14 protein-coding genes are annotated in these 20,414 nt (G+C 36.1%); 8 read left to right on the top strand and 6 right to left on the bottom strand.

The features are described 5' to 3' along the window. Positions 1-618 precede the first annotated feature (618 nt). The 3 genes from J2Y60_RS21220 (at position 619) to J2Y60_RS21210 (ending at position 4,111) form a co-directional block, all read left to right on the top strand. Positions 619-1,149: a transposase gene (locus tag J2Y60_RS21220; RefSeq protein ID WP_309923472.1), complete on the top strand. Its 531-nt coding sequence runs from the start codon at positions 619-621 to the stop codon at positions 1,147-1,149. A 315-nt stretch (positions 1,150-1,464) separates the two neighbouring features. Continuing rightward, positions 1,465-2,139: a hypothetical protein gene (locus J2Y60_RS21215; protein WP_309923470.1), complete on the top strand. Its 675-nt coding sequence runs from the start codon at positions 1,465-1,467 to the stop codon at positions 2,137-2,139. A gap of 88 nt (positions 2,140-2,227) precedes the next feature. Continuing rightward, a complete protein-coding gene (locus tag J2Y60_RS21210; protein ID WP_309994740.1) occupies positions 2,228-4,111 on the top strand; it encodes a serine hydrolase domain-containing protein in 1,884 nt (627 codons plus the stop codon). Between the two features lie 187 nt (positions 4,112-4,298). On the opposite strand, the gene J2Y60_RS21205 is transcribed toward J2Y60_RS21210, so the two are convergent. Beyond that, the gene (locus J2Y60_RS21205) at positions 4,299-4,559 is read right to left on the bottom strand and encodes a hypothetical protein (RefSeq protein ID WP_309923467.1); all 261 of its coding nucleotides are present in this window, start codon (positions 4,557-4,559) and stop codon (positions 4,299-4,301) included. A gap of 429 nt (positions 4,560-4,988) precedes the next feature. Here J2Y60_RS21205 and J2Y60_RS21200 point away from each other — a divergent pair, with 429 nt between their 5' ends. Then, positions 4,989-5,576, top strand: a complete 588-nt coding sequence (locus J2Y60_RS21200) for a putative phage abortive infection protein (RefSeq protein WP_309923465.1) — start codon at positions 4,989-4,991, stop codon at positions 5,574-5,576. Between the two features lie 192 nt (positions 5,577-5,768). Here J2Y60_RS21200 and J2Y60_RS21195 read toward each other — a convergent pair whose 3' ends face one another. Further along, a complete protein-coding gene (locus tag J2Y60_RS21195; protein WP_309923463.1) occupies positions 5,769-6,530 on the bottom strand; it encodes a LytTR family transcriptional regulator DNA-binding domain-containing protein in 762 nt (253 codons plus the stop codon). A gap of 152 nt (positions 6,531-6,682) precedes the next feature. Next, a complete protein-coding gene (locus J2Y60_RS21190; RefSeq protein WP_309923461.1) occupies positions 6,683-8,878 on the bottom strand; it encodes a histidine kinase in 2,196 nt (731 codons plus the stop codon). A gap of 580 nt (positions 8,879-9,458) precedes the next feature. On the opposite strand from J2Y60_RS21190, the gene J2Y60_RS21185 reads away from it, so the two are divergent. Then, a complete protein-coding gene (locus J2Y60_RS21185; protein ID WP_309923459.1) occupies positions 9,459-12,575 on the top strand; it encodes a glycoside hydrolase family 2 TIM barrel-domain containing protein in 3,117 nt (1,038 codons plus the stop codon). Between the two features lie 118 nt (positions 12,576-12,693). Here the strand turns inward: J2Y60_RS21185 and J2Y60_RS21180 are convergent, their stop codons facing one another. The 3 genes from J2Y60_RS21180 to J2Y60_RS21170 form a co-directional block, all read right to left on the bottom strand. Beyond that, positions 12,694-12,945, bottom strand: a complete 252-nt coding sequence (locus J2Y60_RS21180; protein WP_309923457.1) for a VF530 family protein — start codon at positions 12,943-12,945, stop codon at positions 12,694-12,696. Between the two features lie 285 nt (positions 12,946-13,230). Then, positions 13,231-14,154: a DUF4249 domain-containing protein gene (locus J2Y60_RS21175; RefSeq protein WP_309923455.1), complete on the bottom strand. Its 924-nt coding sequence runs from the start codon at positions 14,152-14,154 to the stop codon at positions 13,231-13,233. A gap of 25 nt (positions 14,155-14,179) precedes the next feature. Further along, positions 14,180-16,576, bottom strand: a complete 2,397-nt coding sequence (locus J2Y60_RS21170) for a TonB-dependent receptor (protein WP_309923453.1) — start codon at positions 16,574-16,576, stop codon at positions 14,180-14,182. Between the two features lie 548 nt (positions 16,577-17,124). On the opposite strand from J2Y60_RS21170, the gene J2Y60_RS21165 reads away from it, so the two are divergent. From J2Y60_RS21165 to J2Y60_RS21155, 3 genes are all read left to right on the top strand, one after another. Continuing rightward, positions 17,125-17,331 (top strand): helix-turn-helix domain-containing protein, encoded by a 207-nt coding sequence (locus J2Y60_RS21165; protein WP_309923451.1) that lies wholly within the window; start codon positions 17,125-17,127, stop codon positions 17,329-17,331. 305 nt (positions 17,332-17,636) lie between these two features. Further along, positions 17,637-19,538 carry a glucosamine-6-phosphate deaminase gene (nagB, locus tag J2Y60_RS21160; RefSeq protein WP_309923449.1) on the top strand — a complete coding sequence of 634 codons (1,902 nt, stop codon included), beginning with the start codon at positions 17,637-17,639 and terminating at the stop codon, positions 19,536-19,538. Positions 19,539-19,997: 459 nt separating this feature from the next. Continuing rightward, positions 19,998-20,396, top strand: coding sequence for a ferredoxin (locus J2Y60_RS21155; RefSeq protein ID WP_309923447.1), 399 nt, complete (start codon positions 19,998-20,000; stop codon positions 20,394-20,396). Positions 20,397-20,414: the final 18 nt, after the last annotated feature.

The raw sequence follows: 20,414 nt of genomic DNA, 5'->3' as shown, positions 1-20,414 counted from the left end.
TAGCTGTTAGCTATGAGCTTTGAGCCTTGAGTTTTTAATCGCACTTACCATTGTTCCTGATTGCAATTACTCGTGTCTTTACGAGCGATATTAGGGCAATTTTCAAAATAACAAAAATCCCCTTTACAGCGATGTGAAGGGGATTTTTGTTTGTAGGGGAATTACAATCAAGAAATGAGCATCTACATTTAATCTTTTTAGCTTTGACAACTTTTTAAAAAGTTGTCAAAGCTCTTTTAATTTATGAGGCAAAATTTATAACCAACATCATACAAAGACTTTAACAAATAATTAGCATATTTATCATGTATACTTTATTGTAAATCCCAAAAGCATACCCTAATCACACTAACCTTATCAACCTTAAATCATGCACAAGCCCGATATTATGCACACCTTAAACATTATTATACATATTACTGCGGGCTCGGTCGCTTTGTTATTAGGACTGTTTGCTTTACTGACAGCCAAAGGTGGGTTGAAGCACAAAAAGATTGGTAAGCTCTTTCGCCGTTGTTCGTGTCTCCACGAACAACTCTTTCGCCGTTGTTCGTGTCCTTCGCCGTTGTTCGTGTCTCCACGAACAACTCTAAGAAAATTTTCAAAACTCAATCAGTTATGCAATATTCGAGTATGCAAATAGGTGTCCCATATTTTTACACCGCCACCATTTTAAATTGGCAAAAATTATTGAAGCCTGATAAGTATAAGGATATTATTATCAGCAGCTTACAGTATTTAGTAGCTCAACAAAAAATTAAAGTATTTGCATTTGTTATTATGCCAAATCACATCCATCTAATTTGGACAATGTTAGCTAAAAATGGGAAAGAGATGCCAAATGCTAGTTTTATGAAATATACAGGACACAGGTTTTTAGAAGATTTATCATTAAATCATCCGAAAGTCTTATCCTATTTTGAAGTAGAATCTGCCAATCGTAAATATCATTTTTGGCAAAGAAATAGTCTTCCAATTGCTTTGTATTCACCAACTGTTTGGCAACAAAAAATTGACTATATCCACAATAACCCTATCGTTGAAAAATGGAGTTTAGCTGATTTACCTGAAAACTATAGATATTCCTCAGCCAAATTTTATGAACATACGATAGATGAATTTGGAATATTAAGCCATTGGCAAGAGTAATTCAGATTAGTAACTTAATGAGAAAATTGTTCGTGGTGACACGAATAATGGCGAAGATGAATTTGGAATATTAAGCCATTGGCAAGAGCAATTCAGATTAGTAACTTAACGAGAAAATTGTTCGTGGTGACACGAACAATGTGAAGATACTTTTCTCCTTGTGCATTAGATGGACTGATTGATTTTATCAAGAAGTATCAGGGGAAGTAGGGGAAATTATACATTTGATTATAGAAGTGTAGTGGTAACTTCAAATTTAAAATAGTTAAAACTATACCAAGTTGATTTATATATGCATTAATGTTGAAAATCACCATGAAACAAATACTAACAAGCTTATTGCTATCCTTGGTTTCTTTATGTAGTGCTCAAATTAAGACGTCTTCTATTCCAATGAATGAGAATGGAAACAAATCTTTTTATTTTGAAGATAAACAAGATATCTTTCAAAAAACAAAACTTGAAAACTTACAAACCAGCTTAGACACTCTACACTTTCGGTTATCTACTGAAAATCAAGCCATTGATATTTGGACTAATGACTATAACGTATTTTATGGAAGTCTTACACATTTTACATTTTCTTACACTCTCCCAAAAAATAAAAAATCAATACAGAAGCAAGATAGATTATTCTCTATTAAATCAACTATTGATACTTCAACAGCAAAACATATTTATAATTTATTCAATGAAAAATCAATATTTAATTTACCATCAGAAGAACAAATTAATGGTTGGAATTTAGGTACTGATGGAAGTGTATTCGCTATCGAATATTCAACTAAAACAAATTATTCATTTAAAAATTACTGGACTCCATCGCATTATAGAAATAAATTGATTGAAGCTATGTTAATTGATGATTTGACAAAAGAAATTTCAAACGTTTTACAAATAAAACAATCATTTGATAATTTTATTAATTCTTTGCCATTAGGATGTTATCAAAAAGGTAGTATGCACATTATTTGTCGGACAAAAAAATAAATCCAAGCTTGATGTAGTTTTATCAAAGTCATGCCATGAGTGTGGATTAATTGATGAGTCAGAATAAAAAACTTCAAATCTGAATACTATGCTGAATAAATATTATAAAATATTCCTTTCAGGACTCCTTGTGTTAATTTTCTCCTTTAATAGTTTGAGCAATTCCTCAAACCCATCTGGTCAGGAACCTAGATTCAATCAATTGAAAAAAGACATTGAGAAGGTTGTCAAAAACTATAATGGACTATGTGTTGGATTAGCATTTATTCGCAAAGAAAAACCCGACATGATTTTCACCATGGGTGAAGACAAATCTGTTAGCAACCATAACATATCTGAAAACACCATCTTCAGAACAGCTTCTATTTCAAAAATGTTTGTAGCATTGGCCGTTCTTAAACTACAAGAAGAAGGTAAATTATCGCTTGAAAATCCAATTAAAGACATAATACCAGAAGTTAAATTTGAAAATCCTTGGGAAAAAACTCATCCAGTTCGAATAGTTCATCTCCTTGAACATACTACTGGTTGGGATGAAATGCATTTAGTAGAAATGGTTCATAACGAAGCTCGACCCATAGCTTTAAAAACTGCCTTGGCGTTTCATCCACATTCGAGAAAATCAAGATGGACACCTGGTTCTAGAATGTCTTATTGTAATTCAGGATATGCAGTAATGGCCTATATCGTTGAAAAAATCAGTGGAATGCCCTATGAAAAATATGTCGCTAAAGCTATTTTGAAACCACTAAGCATGGAGCATACCACTTTTTTCAATGATTCATTATATAAACAATGGAGTGCTAAAACTTATAATTGGGCAATGAAAAGAGTAGATTATAAGAATGAGCTGTATCGTCCAGCTGGTGCATTAAATGCCTCGCCAAAAGATATGGCTCAGTTGCTTAAGTTGTTATTAAATCGAGGAAAAGTTGATTCTCTGATACTATTTAAAAAAGAGTCTATCAATAGCATGGAACTGCCACAAAGTACTCCTGCGGCTAAAGCAGGACTAGCTTTAGGGTATGGTCTTGGCAATTTTACGAGTATCCATAATGGGTTGACTTATCATGGTCATGATGGGGCAATAGATGGTGGACTTTCACAACTGGCTTATCTACCCGAACATGGTATTGGGCATGTAATATTATTGAATGCCAACAATGCGCAGGCTATGCAACAAATTATCGCTTTAATCCGTGATTATGAAGTAGCAACACTTTCGATTTCTGAACAACACCCGCCCACTTATACAGGTCGGATAGCTATCAATGAAGGTTATTATCTTGCCATCAATCCACGAAATCAAAAATTATTTTATCAAGATGCTCTTTTTGCTGGCATTGCAAAAATAGCAATTCACGACAATACGGTGGTCAGGTCATGGCTGATTCCCGGAACAATAACTACTTACCATCCTATCTCTCCTACTCAATTTACCCATAGTTCAACCCAAAAAATTGGTTTAGTAAAAGCAGTAGATCCAAATGAAGGGGAAGTATTGTACTCGGAGGATTCCGTTCTAAAGCCAATTTCAACTTTCCGAGTATTCGGTCAATTAGCTTTATTAGGGCTTTGGGTAGTGATGATGATTACCACATTCAGCATTTTTTTCATCCTAGTTATTTTATACGCAATTAACAAAGAAAAATACAAAGCATCAATGCAAATAAGTTGGTTGCCTATCATCTCAAGTTTACTGATAATCCTAACTTTTGCCTTACCTTTTTGGAGGATTGACAATATCGATTTACTATTTTCCAAACCTACATTTCTTTCTATTATACTAATGACTTGTTCTATCCTTTTTGTGATAGGTGCTGTAGCTTCAGGTTTTATCATTTACAAATCAAGAAAGCTGAAGTCTTACAAAATGATTTATTACCCAATCTGTTTGCTTACTTTTCTGCATATCCTTGCATCAGTTTATCTATTATCTTTCGGATTTATTCCAGTGATTACTTGGGCGTGATAAGAGTGTACTGCAATGTTAGATTGCAAAGAGGCAACCCAAGCTCTTCCAAGTTTCTGAACTTTCGCCGTTGTTCGTGTCTCCACGAACAGCTCTTGGTGGATTGGAGAGTCTAATTTCGCCCTCGTTGGAGTTATCTCCATAGTCATCAACAAGGAAATAAAACACCAACAAAATATTTCTTATATTAAGTTATTTCAATTATAAAAACCATAATAAATGCAAATGTTGCACCAAAAAATGCATACTTTAGATATGGAGTACCTCTATGGGCAATAAGCATAACACCAAGTTGTAAAAAATATAACATTACTTGGAACATCGTTCTAGTTAGCTCTCCACCTCCCATTGGATTTCCAATTAACCAATTAGTTAAAGCTATAAATATTAAAACAACGATTACAGCATGTATCAAAAAATACATTAGTTTTTTACTATCTTCTTCCATATTTATCTAAAAGTTTTTTTAGCCGTTGTTGGAGTTTGTCCTCCAACAACACGTGTGTAAACAACTCGCAAACTAACAATCGTTAATATAATAAGTCAAGAAACTAAATCATCTATATTCATCGTTGCTGAGGCTTGCTCGTTGGAGATAACACCAACGAGGGCGAAATTAGACTCTCCAATCCACCAAGAGCTGTTCGTGGAGACACGAACAACGGCGAAAGATATAAGTTACAAACGTGAAAGGTTTGAAACTAAGTTTTATGACTTACTCAAACTACATAGAGAAAATATAAATGAATTCAATATTCAAGACAACGTACTTGGACGAAAGTGTTTTATATATATGTACAGCGAATTACGTTTCTGCTATTGCTTATTGTTTAAATTATATGAATCTAATTATAAGTCTGGGAAAACTAAGCAAGAAATGAATAAAGAACAAATTTTCAACATTGCATACTTGACATTTTTTTTTGGAATTGGTAATTTTTCAAATAAAGCATATAATGAACTAATGAAATACTTTGACGATGATTTAATAAATGAATTTCATAATCTGCTTAAAGGCTGGCAAAAAGCTTACAATAAAAAACAAAAATTAGTAATACCTCACGAAAATAATGGAATTTGCGAATTGAGAATAAAATATCAGCCATTTGAAGGCCATGTATCAAGGTTAGGGCATTACTTTAGGCACCTATTTCAAACAATAAAATTCGTAATAGAACAAGATGGTGAAATTATAAACAATAAATATGAATACATTAAAACTTTGAGAGCTCAACTTTCAACTCACGAACAACTTTTAATATATTATCATTCCTTAAGTATTTTAGGCAAGCCTTGGAATGATAAAAATATATTAAAAGATTATAAATTCATTAAAAATATTCCTCTTCCTTATGCAGACTTTTATAAACTCCCCAAAGAAGTATTTGGAGAAGTAGCTCAGGAAAAAGAAAGATTTTTTGAATGGGATGAAATAATGGAAAGATTAACAAAAATTAAAGGATAATCAAAAATGTTTTATCCAAATAAAGGCAAGCGAAATAATTTGAAAGATGTTATACTTTAATTTATAAATCTAAGCTTGGCGTAATGATTAAATTATGCCAAACGGGTAAGTTTTTAAGCTTTGACAACTTTTTAAAAGTTGTCAAAGCTCTCTACCTTAACAATCCGAAACCCGACGACCGAAAGCCCTCCCCTATATCTCCATCAACCGCTTTAAATTATCATGAAATGAAATACCTGTTTCTAATTTACTTCGTTTTTGGTCTTGCATTACTACTAGGTATTTGCCGTTGAAATGCTTTTCTAGTTCTTTGATTCTAGTAGCATTTACGATACACGAGCGACTGATTCTGATAAAGCTATCTGGTAGTTTTTCAGTTAAGTTTACAATCGTGTGATTGGTAATGTATTGTTTGCCGTCAACGGTATTTAGAAACACATATTTTTCATCTGCCTGAAAATGGGAGATTTCATGGAAGGCGATGATTAAAATCTTGTCGCCATTTTTTACGGAGATAGAATGTATTTCCTTTTTAGGTTTTATCAATTCTGAGATAGTCTGAAGACTCTCAGACGATAGTTTTACCGCTTTATTTTCAGTCAGTTTTTGTAATTTCAAGACTGTTCTATCAAGCCTTGATTTTTCGATGGGTTTCAATAGATAATCAACCGAATTTTCTTCAAAGGCTTTAATAGCAAATTGGTCGAAGGCAGTTACAAAAACCACTATCGGCATATAGGTCAATTTTGCTAGCATCTCAAACCCTGAAAGAATGGGCATTTCAATATCTAGGAAAATCAAATCTGGTTTTAACTCTTCAATAATGTCGAGGCCTTCTTGTCCGTTTAGGGCTTCGCCAATGATTTCAAAAGTATCGTTATAATCATTCAATAGTCGTCGCATGCGACTGATTGAAATGGGTTCGTCGTCTATGAGTATGGTTTTGAATTGCATATTCTTTTTGAGTAATTAGAGATTAGTAATTGGTGATTAGTTTTAGAGTAATGTAGCTTTTCAGCTTTCATAAATATAATTAATAATTAAAATTTATGTCCGCCTTTTAGGCAAGCACAAAGCACATCTAATCACTAATTACCAATCACTAATCACTTTATAATTATAATAACCGCCTTTTCTGGTTGATTTTTTATGTCAATGGTTGCTTTATCGCCGTAAACAATTTTTAGTTTTTCCTTAATACTTCTCAGTCCAAAACCTCCCCCGAACGATTCCCCAAAATCTGGACCGTTGTCATGAATTTTTATCACTATATTTCCTTCTTGCACGGTAATATTTACCTTTATCAAACCATCACTGGCTATTTTGGAGATACCGTGTTTAATCGCATTTTCTACCAAAGGTTGTAATAAAAATCTAGGGATTTTTTCATCCAAAATACTTTCATCACAATCAATCGTATAGGTTAGTCTATGCCCAAAACGTACTTCCTCAATGGTCAGGTAGGCTTTGATGATTTCCAATTCATCTGCAAACGTATGAAAACTTTCCTCGGTACGTCCCGTCGTGTACCTGAATAATTTTGATAATTGAATCGTCATTTCCTCCGCTTTATCGGGTTTGTCGTGGATTAATCCCGCTATACTGTTCAGTGAATTATACAAAAAATGTGGGTTGATTCTAGCCTCTAGGGCATCTAGCTGTGCCTTTGATTTTAGTTTTTCCAGATTCAACAATTGGTATTCTTGTTCAGAAATCTTGCGGGTAATACTGCGTGTTCTGAGCCAATAAAAAAGATATGACCAACTGATAATCACGGGCAAAACAAAGTAAAAATAAATAGCCGCTGGCATATCAAATGCCCAAAGACTGCCTGCTTCATTATGCGAACTAAGGGCTGAATGAAAGAGATTGCCAAACAGCAAAGCACAACCCATTAATGGCATAAATTTTACAAGGTCGATAGGTGGGATTCTACTTTCCACAAAATTTAGAAAAACGTAAATAGCCGCAATAGCGGCTAAGGAACTCATCAGGGTTAAATAAAAAATATCCTGATAAACATCCGAAAAATCAAGGGGTAGCTTGCTGGTGGCTACCGTGAAAAATATCACACAAGTAACGGCATAACCCACCAGCAAACAAAATACGACATTAAAATAAATATTATAATTTGGCTTCAAATGAACCGCATTTTCGTTATCTGAAAAAGGCTTTGATTCCGTATAAGGTTTAGCGGTATTGATAGGTCTCTCCTGAAATTGCTCAGGAGTTTTTTTTTCAGTGAATTTTGGTGGTGCTTCTGTTTTCGGATTATCCGCTTGTTTTGGTGGCGTATTCGGTTTGAATGTATCACTAGCAAAATCAGCATTATAAATGGTAATGTTTCCCGCTAAAGTCTTGATGGTTACGTTAGCTCCTCCCCCATTCAGTTTGCCCCGAATACTCTGTTTGGTTTGATAACCTGAAAAGTTTTGAAGCGGAGGTAATCGTACACGTGATGCCGATACCTCTAAATCTAAGGATTGTTCTAGCGGTAACGCCACTTTTATATTTCCGCCTGCGGTATCAAACCAAGCGTATTGGCTAATGCCATTTACTTCGGCACGGATATTCCCTCCCTTGGTACTGGCACCAATATTACCATTGACATTTTTTAAGTTGATGTTGCCCCCAGCGGTATTGCATTCAAAACCTCCTGATACGTTAAATGCATCAATATTTCCTCCCCAGCTCGAACAATGTATCGTTCCTTCGTTGTTTTGAACATAGATATTACCGCCTTTGGTGTCAATTTTTATATCAGCGTTGTTGCCTGCTAAAAAAATATTTCCACCCATCGTACTAGCCTCTACATTGCCTTGGCATTTTAGGACATCTACATTACCGCCCATCGTAGAGCCACCAATGTTGCCTAGTGTTTGTTCTAACAAAATATTGCCTCCCCAAGTAGAAAAGCCATGATTGCCTTCCAGTTTTTTAAGAACTATTTTTCCACCGTATGTTTTAGTGTTTGAATGGATGTTAGCAGGCAAAAATACTCTGAAAGAGGTTTTCTGGAAATTAAACCAGTTATAGATATTCAAATAGTTTGGTTTATTGTAAATAAAGAGCGTGTCATCTACTACGTTCATCGTAAGATCTTGGGCATCGTAATCAAACGTTAGCAGAGGGTCTTTGATTAGGAAAAACGTAAACAAACTACGCACGGTAGCATAGACTTCTACCTTAATGGTATTTTCATCATGACCAATCAGTTCTATATCTCCAGAGAATGTTTTGAGCTGAAGATGCTTGATTGCTTCAACTTCGTATGTTTTCGTAATAATTGGTTTATAGTTCATTTTCTAAGCGATAAAAGCACCCTAATGGTTAATTATGATGCAAGTTTAAATTTAATGAATTGTTTCGAATAGATTTTAGCTATTGGCTGTCGGTCGTCAGAAATCGGCTATCAATAATCGTTTATTTTTCCTTTTTTGTTGGTGGTTAACCAATAATTCCAAAAGCTTTTGCTTAATTGCTGATTCAAAACAACTACTGAACCTTGATTTTCAGAAATACTTTCCGACAGATTGAAGTTTTGGTGGGATGAGAGAGTTTTTTTAAGGGATAAAAACTTACCTCATAACGGCGACTGCCCCAATCTGATTATGCGTCCCTTCGTTTCAGACAAGGAGAAAATTTGTATTGAAAAGCTTATTCTAATAAAAGAGCATCACTTTGCACTACTACGGATTGGGATGAAATACAAGGTGGACTAGAACAACCGAATATTGTTTTTTCACGGAATAATAATATTTTTTGAAGCTATAAGAGTATAAAAGTATTCTATCGTGCATCCTATATATAGAACCCATTTACTGGGTTTAAATAACACCAATGAATCTTATCAAAAAACAAAAAATAACTATTATAAAAACAATGAAAAAAATATTGCTATTAAGTGTATTAATCGCTCAGATGGGATACGCCCAAAGTCAAAATCCTTGGGAAAACCCAGCGGTAGTCGATAGTCACAAAGAACCTGCCCACACCGATTTTATGGTCTATGAAAATAAACCAACTGCCCTTGAAAACGACTATGCAAAATCGCCCTTCTACCAATCGTTAAACGGTACTTGGAAATTCAACTTTGCACCCTCTATCGAAAAAAGTCCTAAAAATTTCTTTGAAAAAAACTTGGACGATAGCCAATGGAATGATTTAAAAGTACCTTCAAACTGGGAAAGAAAAGGTTTTGGCACTCCTATTTATACCAATATTATTTATCCTTTTCCTAAAAACCCGCCTTTCATTGGTGGCGACAACCCTGTTGGAACTTATCGCAAAACATTCACTGTACCAACCAATTGGGATGGGCGTGAAATCTTGCTTCATTTTGGGTCAATCACAGGTTATGCCGTAGTTTATGTAAACGGCAAAGAAGTGGGAATGACGAAAGTATCTAAATCTCCTGCCGAATTTGATATTACTCCATTCCTGCAAAAAGGTAATAATTTACTCGCTGTACAGGTGTATCGTTGGCACGATGGTAGTTACCTCGAAGACCAAGATTTTTGGCGTATATCTGGTATAGAACGTGATGTATTTGTGTATGCTTTACCTAAAACTAGCTTATGGGATTTTTTCTTGAAGGCTGATTTAGATAAAAATTATACCGACGGACTATTTAGTGCTGCTGTTTCGTTGCGTAAATTTGGCGAAAGTGATATTCAAGCGGGTACTATTCTTGCTGAAATTCAGGATAAAGCTGGAAAGACTATTTTCAGTAAACAGGTTGCTGTAAAACCAACAAGTTTAGAGGTTAAACTGGATGGTAAAATCACCAATCCAGCAAAATGGAGTGCTGAGTTCCCTAATTTATATGACTGTATTTTAACCTTAAAGGATACAAAAGGAAATATTTTGGGAATAACCAGCACCAAAATTGGGTTTAGAAAAGTAGAAATCAAAAATGCTCAATTACTGATTAACGGTGTTCCTACGTTGGTACACGGCGTAAACCGCCACGAGCATGACCCTGTAGAAGGACACGTTCCGAACCGTGAATTGATGCTGAAAGATATTCAATTGATGAAACTTTTCAATATCAATGCTGTACGTAATAGTCATTATCCGAATGATACTTACTGGTATAAATTATGCGATGAATACGGTTTGTATGTAGTAGACGAAGCCAATATCGAAACCCATGCAATGGGGGCTGAATGGCAAGGAAGATTTGACCAATCGAAACACCCTGCCTATTTACCCCTTTGGGCTGATGCCCATAAAGACCGTACGGTGCGTTTGTTTGAACGCGACAAAAACCACCCTTCGGTTATTATATGGTCTTTGGGAAATGAATGTGGCAATGGCCCTGTTTTCTATGAAACCTACAAATGGTTAAAAGAAAAAGACTCGACCCGTCCTGTACAATCAGAACAAGCTGGCGAAAATGCTAATACAGACATCGTTTGCCCGATGTACCCTGATATTGCATCAATGATTTCTTATGCCAAAGACCCAAGCAAAACAAGACCATACATCATGTGTGAATATTCGCACGCTATGGGGAATAGTAATGGTAACTTTCAAGAATATTGGGATATTATCGCTAGTTCAAAACACATGCAAGGTGGTTTTATCTGGGATTGGGTAGACCAAGGTATGCAAACGGCTACAACCGATGGAAGACCATTTTTTGCGTATGGAGGCGATTTAGGAGGATATTACTTACAAAACGATGAGAACTTCTGTTCAAATGGTGTGGTAGCTGCCGACCGTACTCCTCATCCGGGTTTATTCGAGGTGAAAAAAGTATATCAATCTATTTTGTTCAAACAAAAAGACCTTGCTAAGGGTAATATCACCGTTGAAAACCTTTTTGATTTTACCAATTTAGACATCTATCAATTCAAGTGGATGATTGCTAAAAATGGTGTACCTCAGCAAGAAGGAACATTTGCGGTTTCGTTGGCACCAAAACAACAAAAAGAGATTCACTTAGACATCCCTGCCATCGACAATCAGGCAGAATATACGCTTTCGGTATTTGCTTATACCAAAGTAGCGAATCAGCTAGTTCCTGCTGGACACGAAATTGCTCGTGAGCAATTTATCCTTAGTCAGCAATCATATTTTGAAATATTAGCTAAAAAGGACACTAAGGCTACTGTACAAGTTAGTCGTGAACAAAATAAAGTTCGTTTTACGGCAGGAGACATTACGGGTGAGTTTGATACCAAAAGAGGGCAATGGACAAAATATGGTTTAGGCTCGAATAAGTCTGTCATCCAACAATTCCCTGAACCGTATTTCTGGAGAGCAGCTACCGATAACGATTTTGGAAACGAAATGGGTACTAATTTAGGAATTTGGAGAAATGCCCATATCAACAGAGCCGTTAAGAATGTACAGGTAGGCGATCAACAAGCTGATGGAAGTGTACTAATCACGGTAAATTACGACCTTACTGGCATCAATGTTCCTTATACAACTACTTACCAAATTCAACCTGACGGAGCAATAAAAGTGACGGCAACAATGGATATGGGCGAACGTAATTTACCAGAACTCCCTCGTTTCGGAATGCGTATGCAGTTGGATAAATCAACAGATGATATAAGTTATTATGGGCGTGGACCTTTAGAAAACTATAGCGACCGTAAGACGGCGTCGTTCTTGGGCGTTTATCAAGAATTCAGTCCTAAAGCAATAGTAAGTAACTATATTCGTCCACAAGAACATGGTTATCATACTGATACGCGTTGGTTGAAGGTAGTTAATAACAAAGGACAAGGCCTATTAGTAGAAGCTCCTCAGGCTTTTTGTTTTAGTTTACTGCCATATAAAACAGAAGATTTGGATCCTGGAGAAACTAAAAAACAACAGCACCCTACCGACATTAAGATTCGTAATGAAAACACCTTACACATCGATTTAAATCAACGTGGTGTTGGTGGCGATAATAGTTGGGGAGAGCTTCCTCATAAGCAATATAGAATGCTGGATAAAAAATATTCTTACAGCTATGTTATTAAATTGATTGGTAACTAAAAGTATGTAGGGCTTTAGGATTTATTGACTTGAAGTTTTAATAATAAAAAATCCCGAGAATGATTTATTCATTTTCGGGATTTTCTTTTGAAATCAATACTAATAAAAGGCTAATTGCTCAAAGCTTAGAGGCCTTCTCCGCCTTGGCGATATCTCTTAAACTCTTCAAATACAGCAATTCTACTTTTGTTCTTGCCCAAGGAGTTTTTCTTAGAAAAGATAAGCTTGATTTTACATTTGGGTCATAATTAAAACAACGAATATTGATTAATTCGCCTAACTTTTCCCAGCCATAATAAGCCACTAGATGGTTCACAATATTTTCTAAGGTTAGGCCATGTAATGGATTATTTTTTTGCTTGGTTTCCATATTTTTATTTTTTGATCGACTATTGGCTATCGGTGGTTGCGGCTATCAGCTATCGGATGTCGGATTTCAGTTGTCGGATTTCAGCTTTCGGACATCGGATTTCGGCTATCGGTAGTAGGGTTTCAGTTGTCGGTAGTAGGGTTTCAGTTGTCGGATTTCAGTCGTTGTAAAAAACGAAAGCTAATAGCCGACGATAATCGACCACCGAAAGCCGATGTACGATAGCCGATAGCCGACATCCGAAAGCTGAAATCCGACCACCGAAAACCAAATTAATCCACAAATCTAATCATTAAACTGCTTTACCGCCTTATTTTTATCAATTGTCACTTCCAACGTGCTAACAGCGGATGTACCAAACCAACCCGCAGCTTGTTTTTTAGGCGTTGCACTGATATTGACTACATTACAAGGGATTCTGGCTGCTGGCGTTGAAAACAAACCCGTATTGTTCAGTTCAGTACGGAACTGTGTCCAGAAATCAAAATGAGCTTCAGTAATTGAATTAAGTTCTACTTTTAATTTATCGTTTTCAGCATACAATTCTGGTGAAATAGCCCTACGCAATGGTAAAATAAACATTAAGCCATCACCCACGCTACTTTTGTTTAAAAGAGCATCATAAGCAATCACGATGTTATCCGCTCCGCTAAACATTTTTCCATTTTTATACACTTTTACACGGTAGCAGTCGCCTACTCCTACAAAATCCTTGGCATAAAAATTAGCGTCGTAGCCTTGTTTAGGTTTATTGTCGCCCGTTTGGTTTACTCTGGGACTATCCTCGTATTTATATACGATAGAATCTATCTTTGGTACTCTTTTCAATTCCGATACTGCCTGATAGCTCTCGCCGTTCACATCTATCCTTAGTGTATAAGTCTTGCCGATAGCTCCCATGACTTCAGTAGAACTGCTAGGCGTCCAGATGTACTTACCTTCGTTTTTAGTGTCCTTAAATTCGTACACTTTACCCGTATTATCGGTTACTTTCACGATAGCATTCGTAACGGCATTGGGTGTGGTAGTGCTTAATAATGCCTGCGATTCCGTCAGTTTAATAAATTGTTCGCCCGCTACGTTGGTAATTGTACCTTCTACTACTAAATACTTTTCGGTTTCGGGAACATTTAGCTGAATTACGTCTTCGCAACTCATTAAAGAAACACTCAGGAATATGGAAAATATATATTTGATAATCGATTTCATAATTGATAATGTTAAAAATCCGCTATTAGAATTTAAAGTTGTACGTTACAGATGGAATAAACGAGCCTATGATTGATAAACGAACGGCTTCGTTCTGTACTGTTCCCACTTGGGTAGTTCCGCCATCATCTTTTGGTCGGGTATAAATTGAAAATGGATTTCTACGATTGTATAAGTTATAAACCGAAAATACCCATTCTGATTCACCTTTACCAAACAATGCTTTCTTGTTCTTTTTAGTAGCCGAAATATCCAAGCGGTGGTATGCAGGCACTCTTACATTACCTCTTACGCCATTGGTCGTAATCCCAAACGTTAAGTCTTCATACACTCCTTGTCCTTTTCCTAACGAATACGGCACACCAGAGATAAATGAGAAGTTTGAGCCAAAACTCCAAGTTTTGTTGAATTCATATTGGGCTACCACGTTCAACGTATGTGTACGGTCATAACGGTTAGGATACCAATTATTATCGTTCAACCCTTGTACCAAGCGTTCTGTGCGCGCTAACGTATAGCTTACCCAACCTGTTAGTTTGCCTTTATTTTTCTTACCATAAAACTCTACCCCATAAGCACGCCCTTTACCAAACATCAAATCTTTTTCAAATGTAGGGTTCAAGAATAAGTTTGCACGGTCGGCATAGTCTATTTGGTTTTGTAGGTCTTTATAATATACCTCCACAGATGTTTCGTATTCGTTATTACCAAGGTTTTTAAAGAAACCCAAGGCAACTTGGTCTATCAACTGTGGTTTGATGTTGTTGGTGCTAGACGTCCAAACATCCAATGGTGTAGAAGCAGCCGTATTAGAAAGCAAATGAATATACTGAGCCATGCGGTTGTAACTAGCTTTGATCGAACTGCTTTCGCTAGTTTCTAATTTCATGCTCAACCTTGGTTCAAAGTTTTGGTAACTTTGTAATACTTTGTTTTTATCATTGGCTTTGGTCGTAAGGTCATAGCCCGAAGGAAATTCGTCTGAAACGCCCACATATACTCTTTCATAATATACATCTTCTTTACTGGTATAATCGTATCTAGAAAAACGAAGCCCATATTGTAACGATAGTTTCGACGATATTTTCATTTCATTTCCTACATAAGCCGCATATTCTACTGCATTTTTAGGGGCTGAGCCAAACGTACGTTTGTCTCCATTTGAGCTAGCCGTAGCCGACCCTGGCGTAAAGTCATAGTTTAATACCTGTCCACCAAAAGTAAGGGTATTGTCTGGCGTGATGTAATAGGTAAAGTCTGGCTTAAAGCTTAGGTTTTTGATATTCGACGTCCATCTAAATGCATTATTGGGGCGTTTATTAGCCAAATCAGAATCAAGCAAATAATCATAATTACTATAGAAAGCCGTAGAGTTCAAGAATAATTTAGCACTGAACACATGGTTCCAACGAGCAGAAAGCGTGCTGTTTCCCCAGTTAAAACCAAATTGGTTACCAAAAACATCTCTACCAAAATATCCTGATAAGAAAACAGTATTGTTCTGATTGATATTATAGTTTACTTTGGCGGTTAAATCATAAAAATTGAATTTTGAATCGGCACTACTTCCCGTTAAAAATGGCTTTGCCAGTACATCAATGTATGAACGTCGTGCCGCTATAATGAACGAAGCTTTATCTTTTATGATAGGCGCTTCGATAGAAAGACGGCTAAAGATTGCTCCAATGCCTCCATTGATTTCTAAATGTTTGGCATTTCCTTCTTTCATTCTTACATCTAAAATAGATGCCCCACGTCCACCATATTGGGCAGGAATACCGCCTTTGATAAGTTTAACATCTTTTACTGCATCTGGATTGAAGATAGAGAAGAAGCCAAAAAGGTGTGAAGAATTGTATACGGGTGCATCATCTAATAAGATAAGGTTTTGGTCAACCCCACCCCCACGGACATTAAAACCACTAGCGCCTTCGCCCACTGTAGAAACCCCCGGCAATAGTTGAATAGCTCGCACCAAATCGACCTCGCCTAACAAGGCAGGAATCTTCTTGATGGTTTTCATCTCTATTTTATTGACCGACATTTCTATGGCTTGGACGTTGTCGTCTTCGCGTTTAGCATTTACTACTACTTCCGCTAGCTCCTGTCCGTCCTCTTGTACTTCTACATTCAAGGTAACGTTTTTGTCGATTAGCTTAATGTCTTTTATTGATTTACGATAGCCCAATGAGCTAATGACAATTGAATAATCGCCTTTAGGGAGAGTCAAAGAATAAAAACCATAAGTATTTGTGGTAGTACCAGTCATTAATTCCTTCACAAAGATGGAAGCACCTATCAGGCCTTCGCCATTTTTGTTGTCTTTTATATAGCCACTCACTGTTAATTTATCAGATTGAGCAAAAAGTTGTATCGGTAAAATCAATAATACAAATAAGGATTTTCGAATAAGGTTTATCATAAATTGAGATTAGAAATGTTTAAATTTAAAAATGGGTTTTTGTTTCTCTTTTAAAAACTCAGGAATTTGATTTTAGTTATCATTTTTCAAAAAATATATGTCATAAATTTCCATCTTTTGTACTTCTCATATGCATATCACTACATACAATTGTTTGATTTTCTTCATTTTACCTCCAACAACCAAGCTATTCCGTCCATCATTCAGCCATTGGGATGAATATATTTTATTTATTATTTCTCTTGCAAAAATGGGTATAAAATCATCAAAAAAGCGCTTTTTTGATAGTTTTTATCATATCATCATGATTACTGCTCATTTGAATAATGCAAAATTAGCCTTGTTTATGATGAATGAAATATAAGTATGTGATGAATGGCAAGTTCAGTAATCTGACAGTCGGAAGCTATTAAACCCCTACACATAATGATAAATTAATAGAAACAATCAATTAATTTAACACATCGGAAACATATTGCCGAATAATAATTTTTATTTTAAATATTAATTGTATATTTGCAAAAATATCAGTAAAATAATTCTGAAATATGAATCTTGAACAATTAGGCAGTGTTATCCGTGAAAGAAGAAATACTCTTTCTCTTAGCCAAGAAAATTTAAGCGAGCAAAGTGATGTAGCGATTAAGACGATTCACTCTATCGAACTAGGGAAGGCTAACCCTTCAATAAAGACACTTAACAAAATCTTAGATAATCTAGGATTGGAAGTAATTGTAGTGAGCAAAAAGGAATAAATCACGCTTAATTGATGATTGAAGCTTTAGAGTATGTTTAAATTTTATAAAGATTTATAATTCAATATTTTAGACAAGACTGGCGTAAGCATCTTTTGAAATTCCGCTGTTTGAGCGAAGCGAGTTTCGGAATTTCTTGATTTTCTTTTGTTACTTTTCTTGTATCAAGACAAGAAAAGTAAGGTCTTAGAAAAGGAAGTATTTGTCTTTGAGAAAGAGAAATAATTTAAACATGCACTCATATTACAACAAGCCTTCTAATTTAATAACATATAAAATCTTTCTAATTCTCAAATTGATTTAACATGGAACAAGCCATTAGTTACGAACGTATTCCGACCATTATTTACGCTGATTCAGATGCAGCGTCTCGGGCAATCGCTCATGAAATCGCTGGCATCATTCGTCAAAAAAGTATTGAAGGTAAACCCGCCGTATTAGGTTTGGCAACGGGTTCATCACCTAAAAAAGTTTACGCCGAGCTTATCAGAATGCACCGTGAAGAGGGTTTAAGTTTCCAAAATGTAGTTACATATAACCTCGACGAGTATTATCCGATGCAACCAGACGCTGTACAAAGTTATGTGCGTTTTATGCGTGAACAACTTTTTGACCATGTTGATATTCCATCGGGCAACTGGCATTTACCAGACGGTACGTTACCACTTGAAAAATTAGGAGAGTTTTGTAAAGATTACGAAGCGCAAATTGAGCGTTATGGAGGTTTAGATTTCCAATTGCTTGGTATTGGTAGAAACGGTCACATTGGTTTCAACGAACCAGGTTCTTTGATTAATTCAAGAACACGTTTGATGACCCTCGACTTAACGACCCAAATAGATGCCGCTGGCGACTTTGGTGGTTTGGCGAAGGTATCTAAAAAGGCTATTACGATGGGTGTCCAAAAAATTATGGAAGCCAAACGTGTGGTATTATTAGCATGGGGCGAACACAAGGCCATCAACGTGGCACGTGCCGTTGAGGGTTCAGTAAGCTCTGATGTTCCTGCTTCTTATTTGCAATTACACGAAAATGCTTGTTTTGTGATTGATACTTCGGCGGCATCACAATTAACGAGACTAAGAACTCCGTGGATGGTGGATTCCGTGAATTGGGACAGACCAATGATTAAAAAGGCTGTTATCCATTTAGCATTAACAGTGAATAAGCCTGTATTGAAGCTTACTAACGGAGATTATAACGAAAATGGTCTTTCAGATTTGTTGGCATTATATGGACAAGCTTATGATATAAACATTGAGGTATTCAACTATTTACAGCACAGTATCACGGGTTGGCCGGGTGGTAAGCCTAATGCGGACGATTCTAACCGTCCTGAACGTGCGTACCCTGCTCGTAAAAAAGTGATTATCTTTAGCCCACACCCAGACGACGACATTATTTCTATGGGGGGCACTTTCCAACGTTTACACGACCAAGGTCATGATGTACACGTGGCTTACCAAACTTCTGGAAACATTGCCGTTGCTGATGACGAAGCGTTGCGTTTTGCTGAATTTGTGGTTGACTTCAACGAAAGATTTGAGGCTAACAATGCTAAAGCAAACCGCATTTATCGTGAAGCCGCTAAGTTTTTGAAAGCTAAGAAGGATTCTGAAATTGATACACCTGAGGTTCGTTATATCAAAGGGTTGATTCGTAGAGGGGAAGCCAAAAATACTTGCCGTTACGTAGGTATCAAAAAAGAAAATATCCATTTCTTGGATATGCCTTTTTATGAAACAGGAACGGTACAGAAAAACCCAATCGGACAGGCTGACGTAGATATCGTATTGAATTTGATTGAAGAGATTCAGCCACACCAAATTTATGCAGCAGGCGATTTAGCCGACCCGCATGGAACGCACAAAGTTTGTTTAGATGCTATTATCGAAGCGGCACAAAAACTAAAACACCGCGAGTACATGAACAATTGCTGGATTTGGTTGTATAAAGGGGCATGGCAAGAATGGGATATCGACCAGATAGAAATGGCCGTACCGATGTCGCCAGACCAAGTATTGAAAAAACGTTATGGTATTTTCAAACACCAATCACAAAAAGATGGTGTACCTTTCCAAGGTTCAGACGACCGCGAGTTCTGGCAACGTGCAGAAGATAGAAACAGTAATACTGCCAAGTTATACAACAAATTAGGCTTAGCCGAATACGAAGCAATGGAAGCTTTTGTAAGATGGAAGTTCTAACGATTTTATTACACTAATCAACAATAAAAGGTTGGCAAATTAATTTTTGTCAGCCTTTTTTTTGAGAGTAAGCTATTAGATTATTGGACTTTAGGATTATTGGACTTTAGGACTTGAAGATATTAGACTTGAGGATTATTAGACTTGAGGACTTAAAGATATTAGACGAGGACATTAGACTTGAAGATATTAAAGGCTAGACTTAAGGACTAAAACCGTGGTCTGTGGCACACGGTGCGGACTTGAAGAATATTAAAAAAATCTCTATAATCCGCGAATTAAATCAGCGAAAATCTGCGGGTAAAAATTAAGCGCTTTAGACAGTTTATATCATAGTTGTCAACTAATTTGAAGTCATGCCATGAGTGACGACCAGAAGATGATTTAATTGAACAAATGACATAATTATGAAAATTTAGCACTAAATTCAAAGGACTAGTTTTAAAACCAAGATTTGCCATGCCCAAAGGAACGAGTAGCAATATATTTTATAATATCTTTCAGTTCTTGACAAACAAAAAGACGAAATTATCCGATAAACCTAAAGCTAAAATACCTGAACGCTATCCAGAAAATTCGCAAGGAGACTTCTATGTCGAGAATGGAGTTTGTATTACTTGTGGAGCACCTGAAAACGAAGCACCTGACTTAATTGAGCACTCCAAACTTGAATGTGGACATTGCTATTTCAAAAAACAACCACAAACTGAAGATGAAATTCAACGTGCTATCAATGCAATAGCCGTTTCTTGTATTTCAGGACTTAGGTATGGTGGAACTGATGAAAAAATATTGAAAAAGCTTTACGATATGGGTGAAAGTGCACAATGTGACCATAAACTTAAAAGTAATTTATAAAACTATCATTTACAGCAA

The sequence above is a fragment of the Arcicella sp. BE140 genome, assembly GCF_031456255.1.
GTDB lineage: Bacteria > Bacteroidota > Bacteroidia > Cytophagales > Spirosomataceae > Arcicella > Arcicella aquatica.
This window is presented reverse-complemented; position numbering and strand designations above follow the sequence as displayed.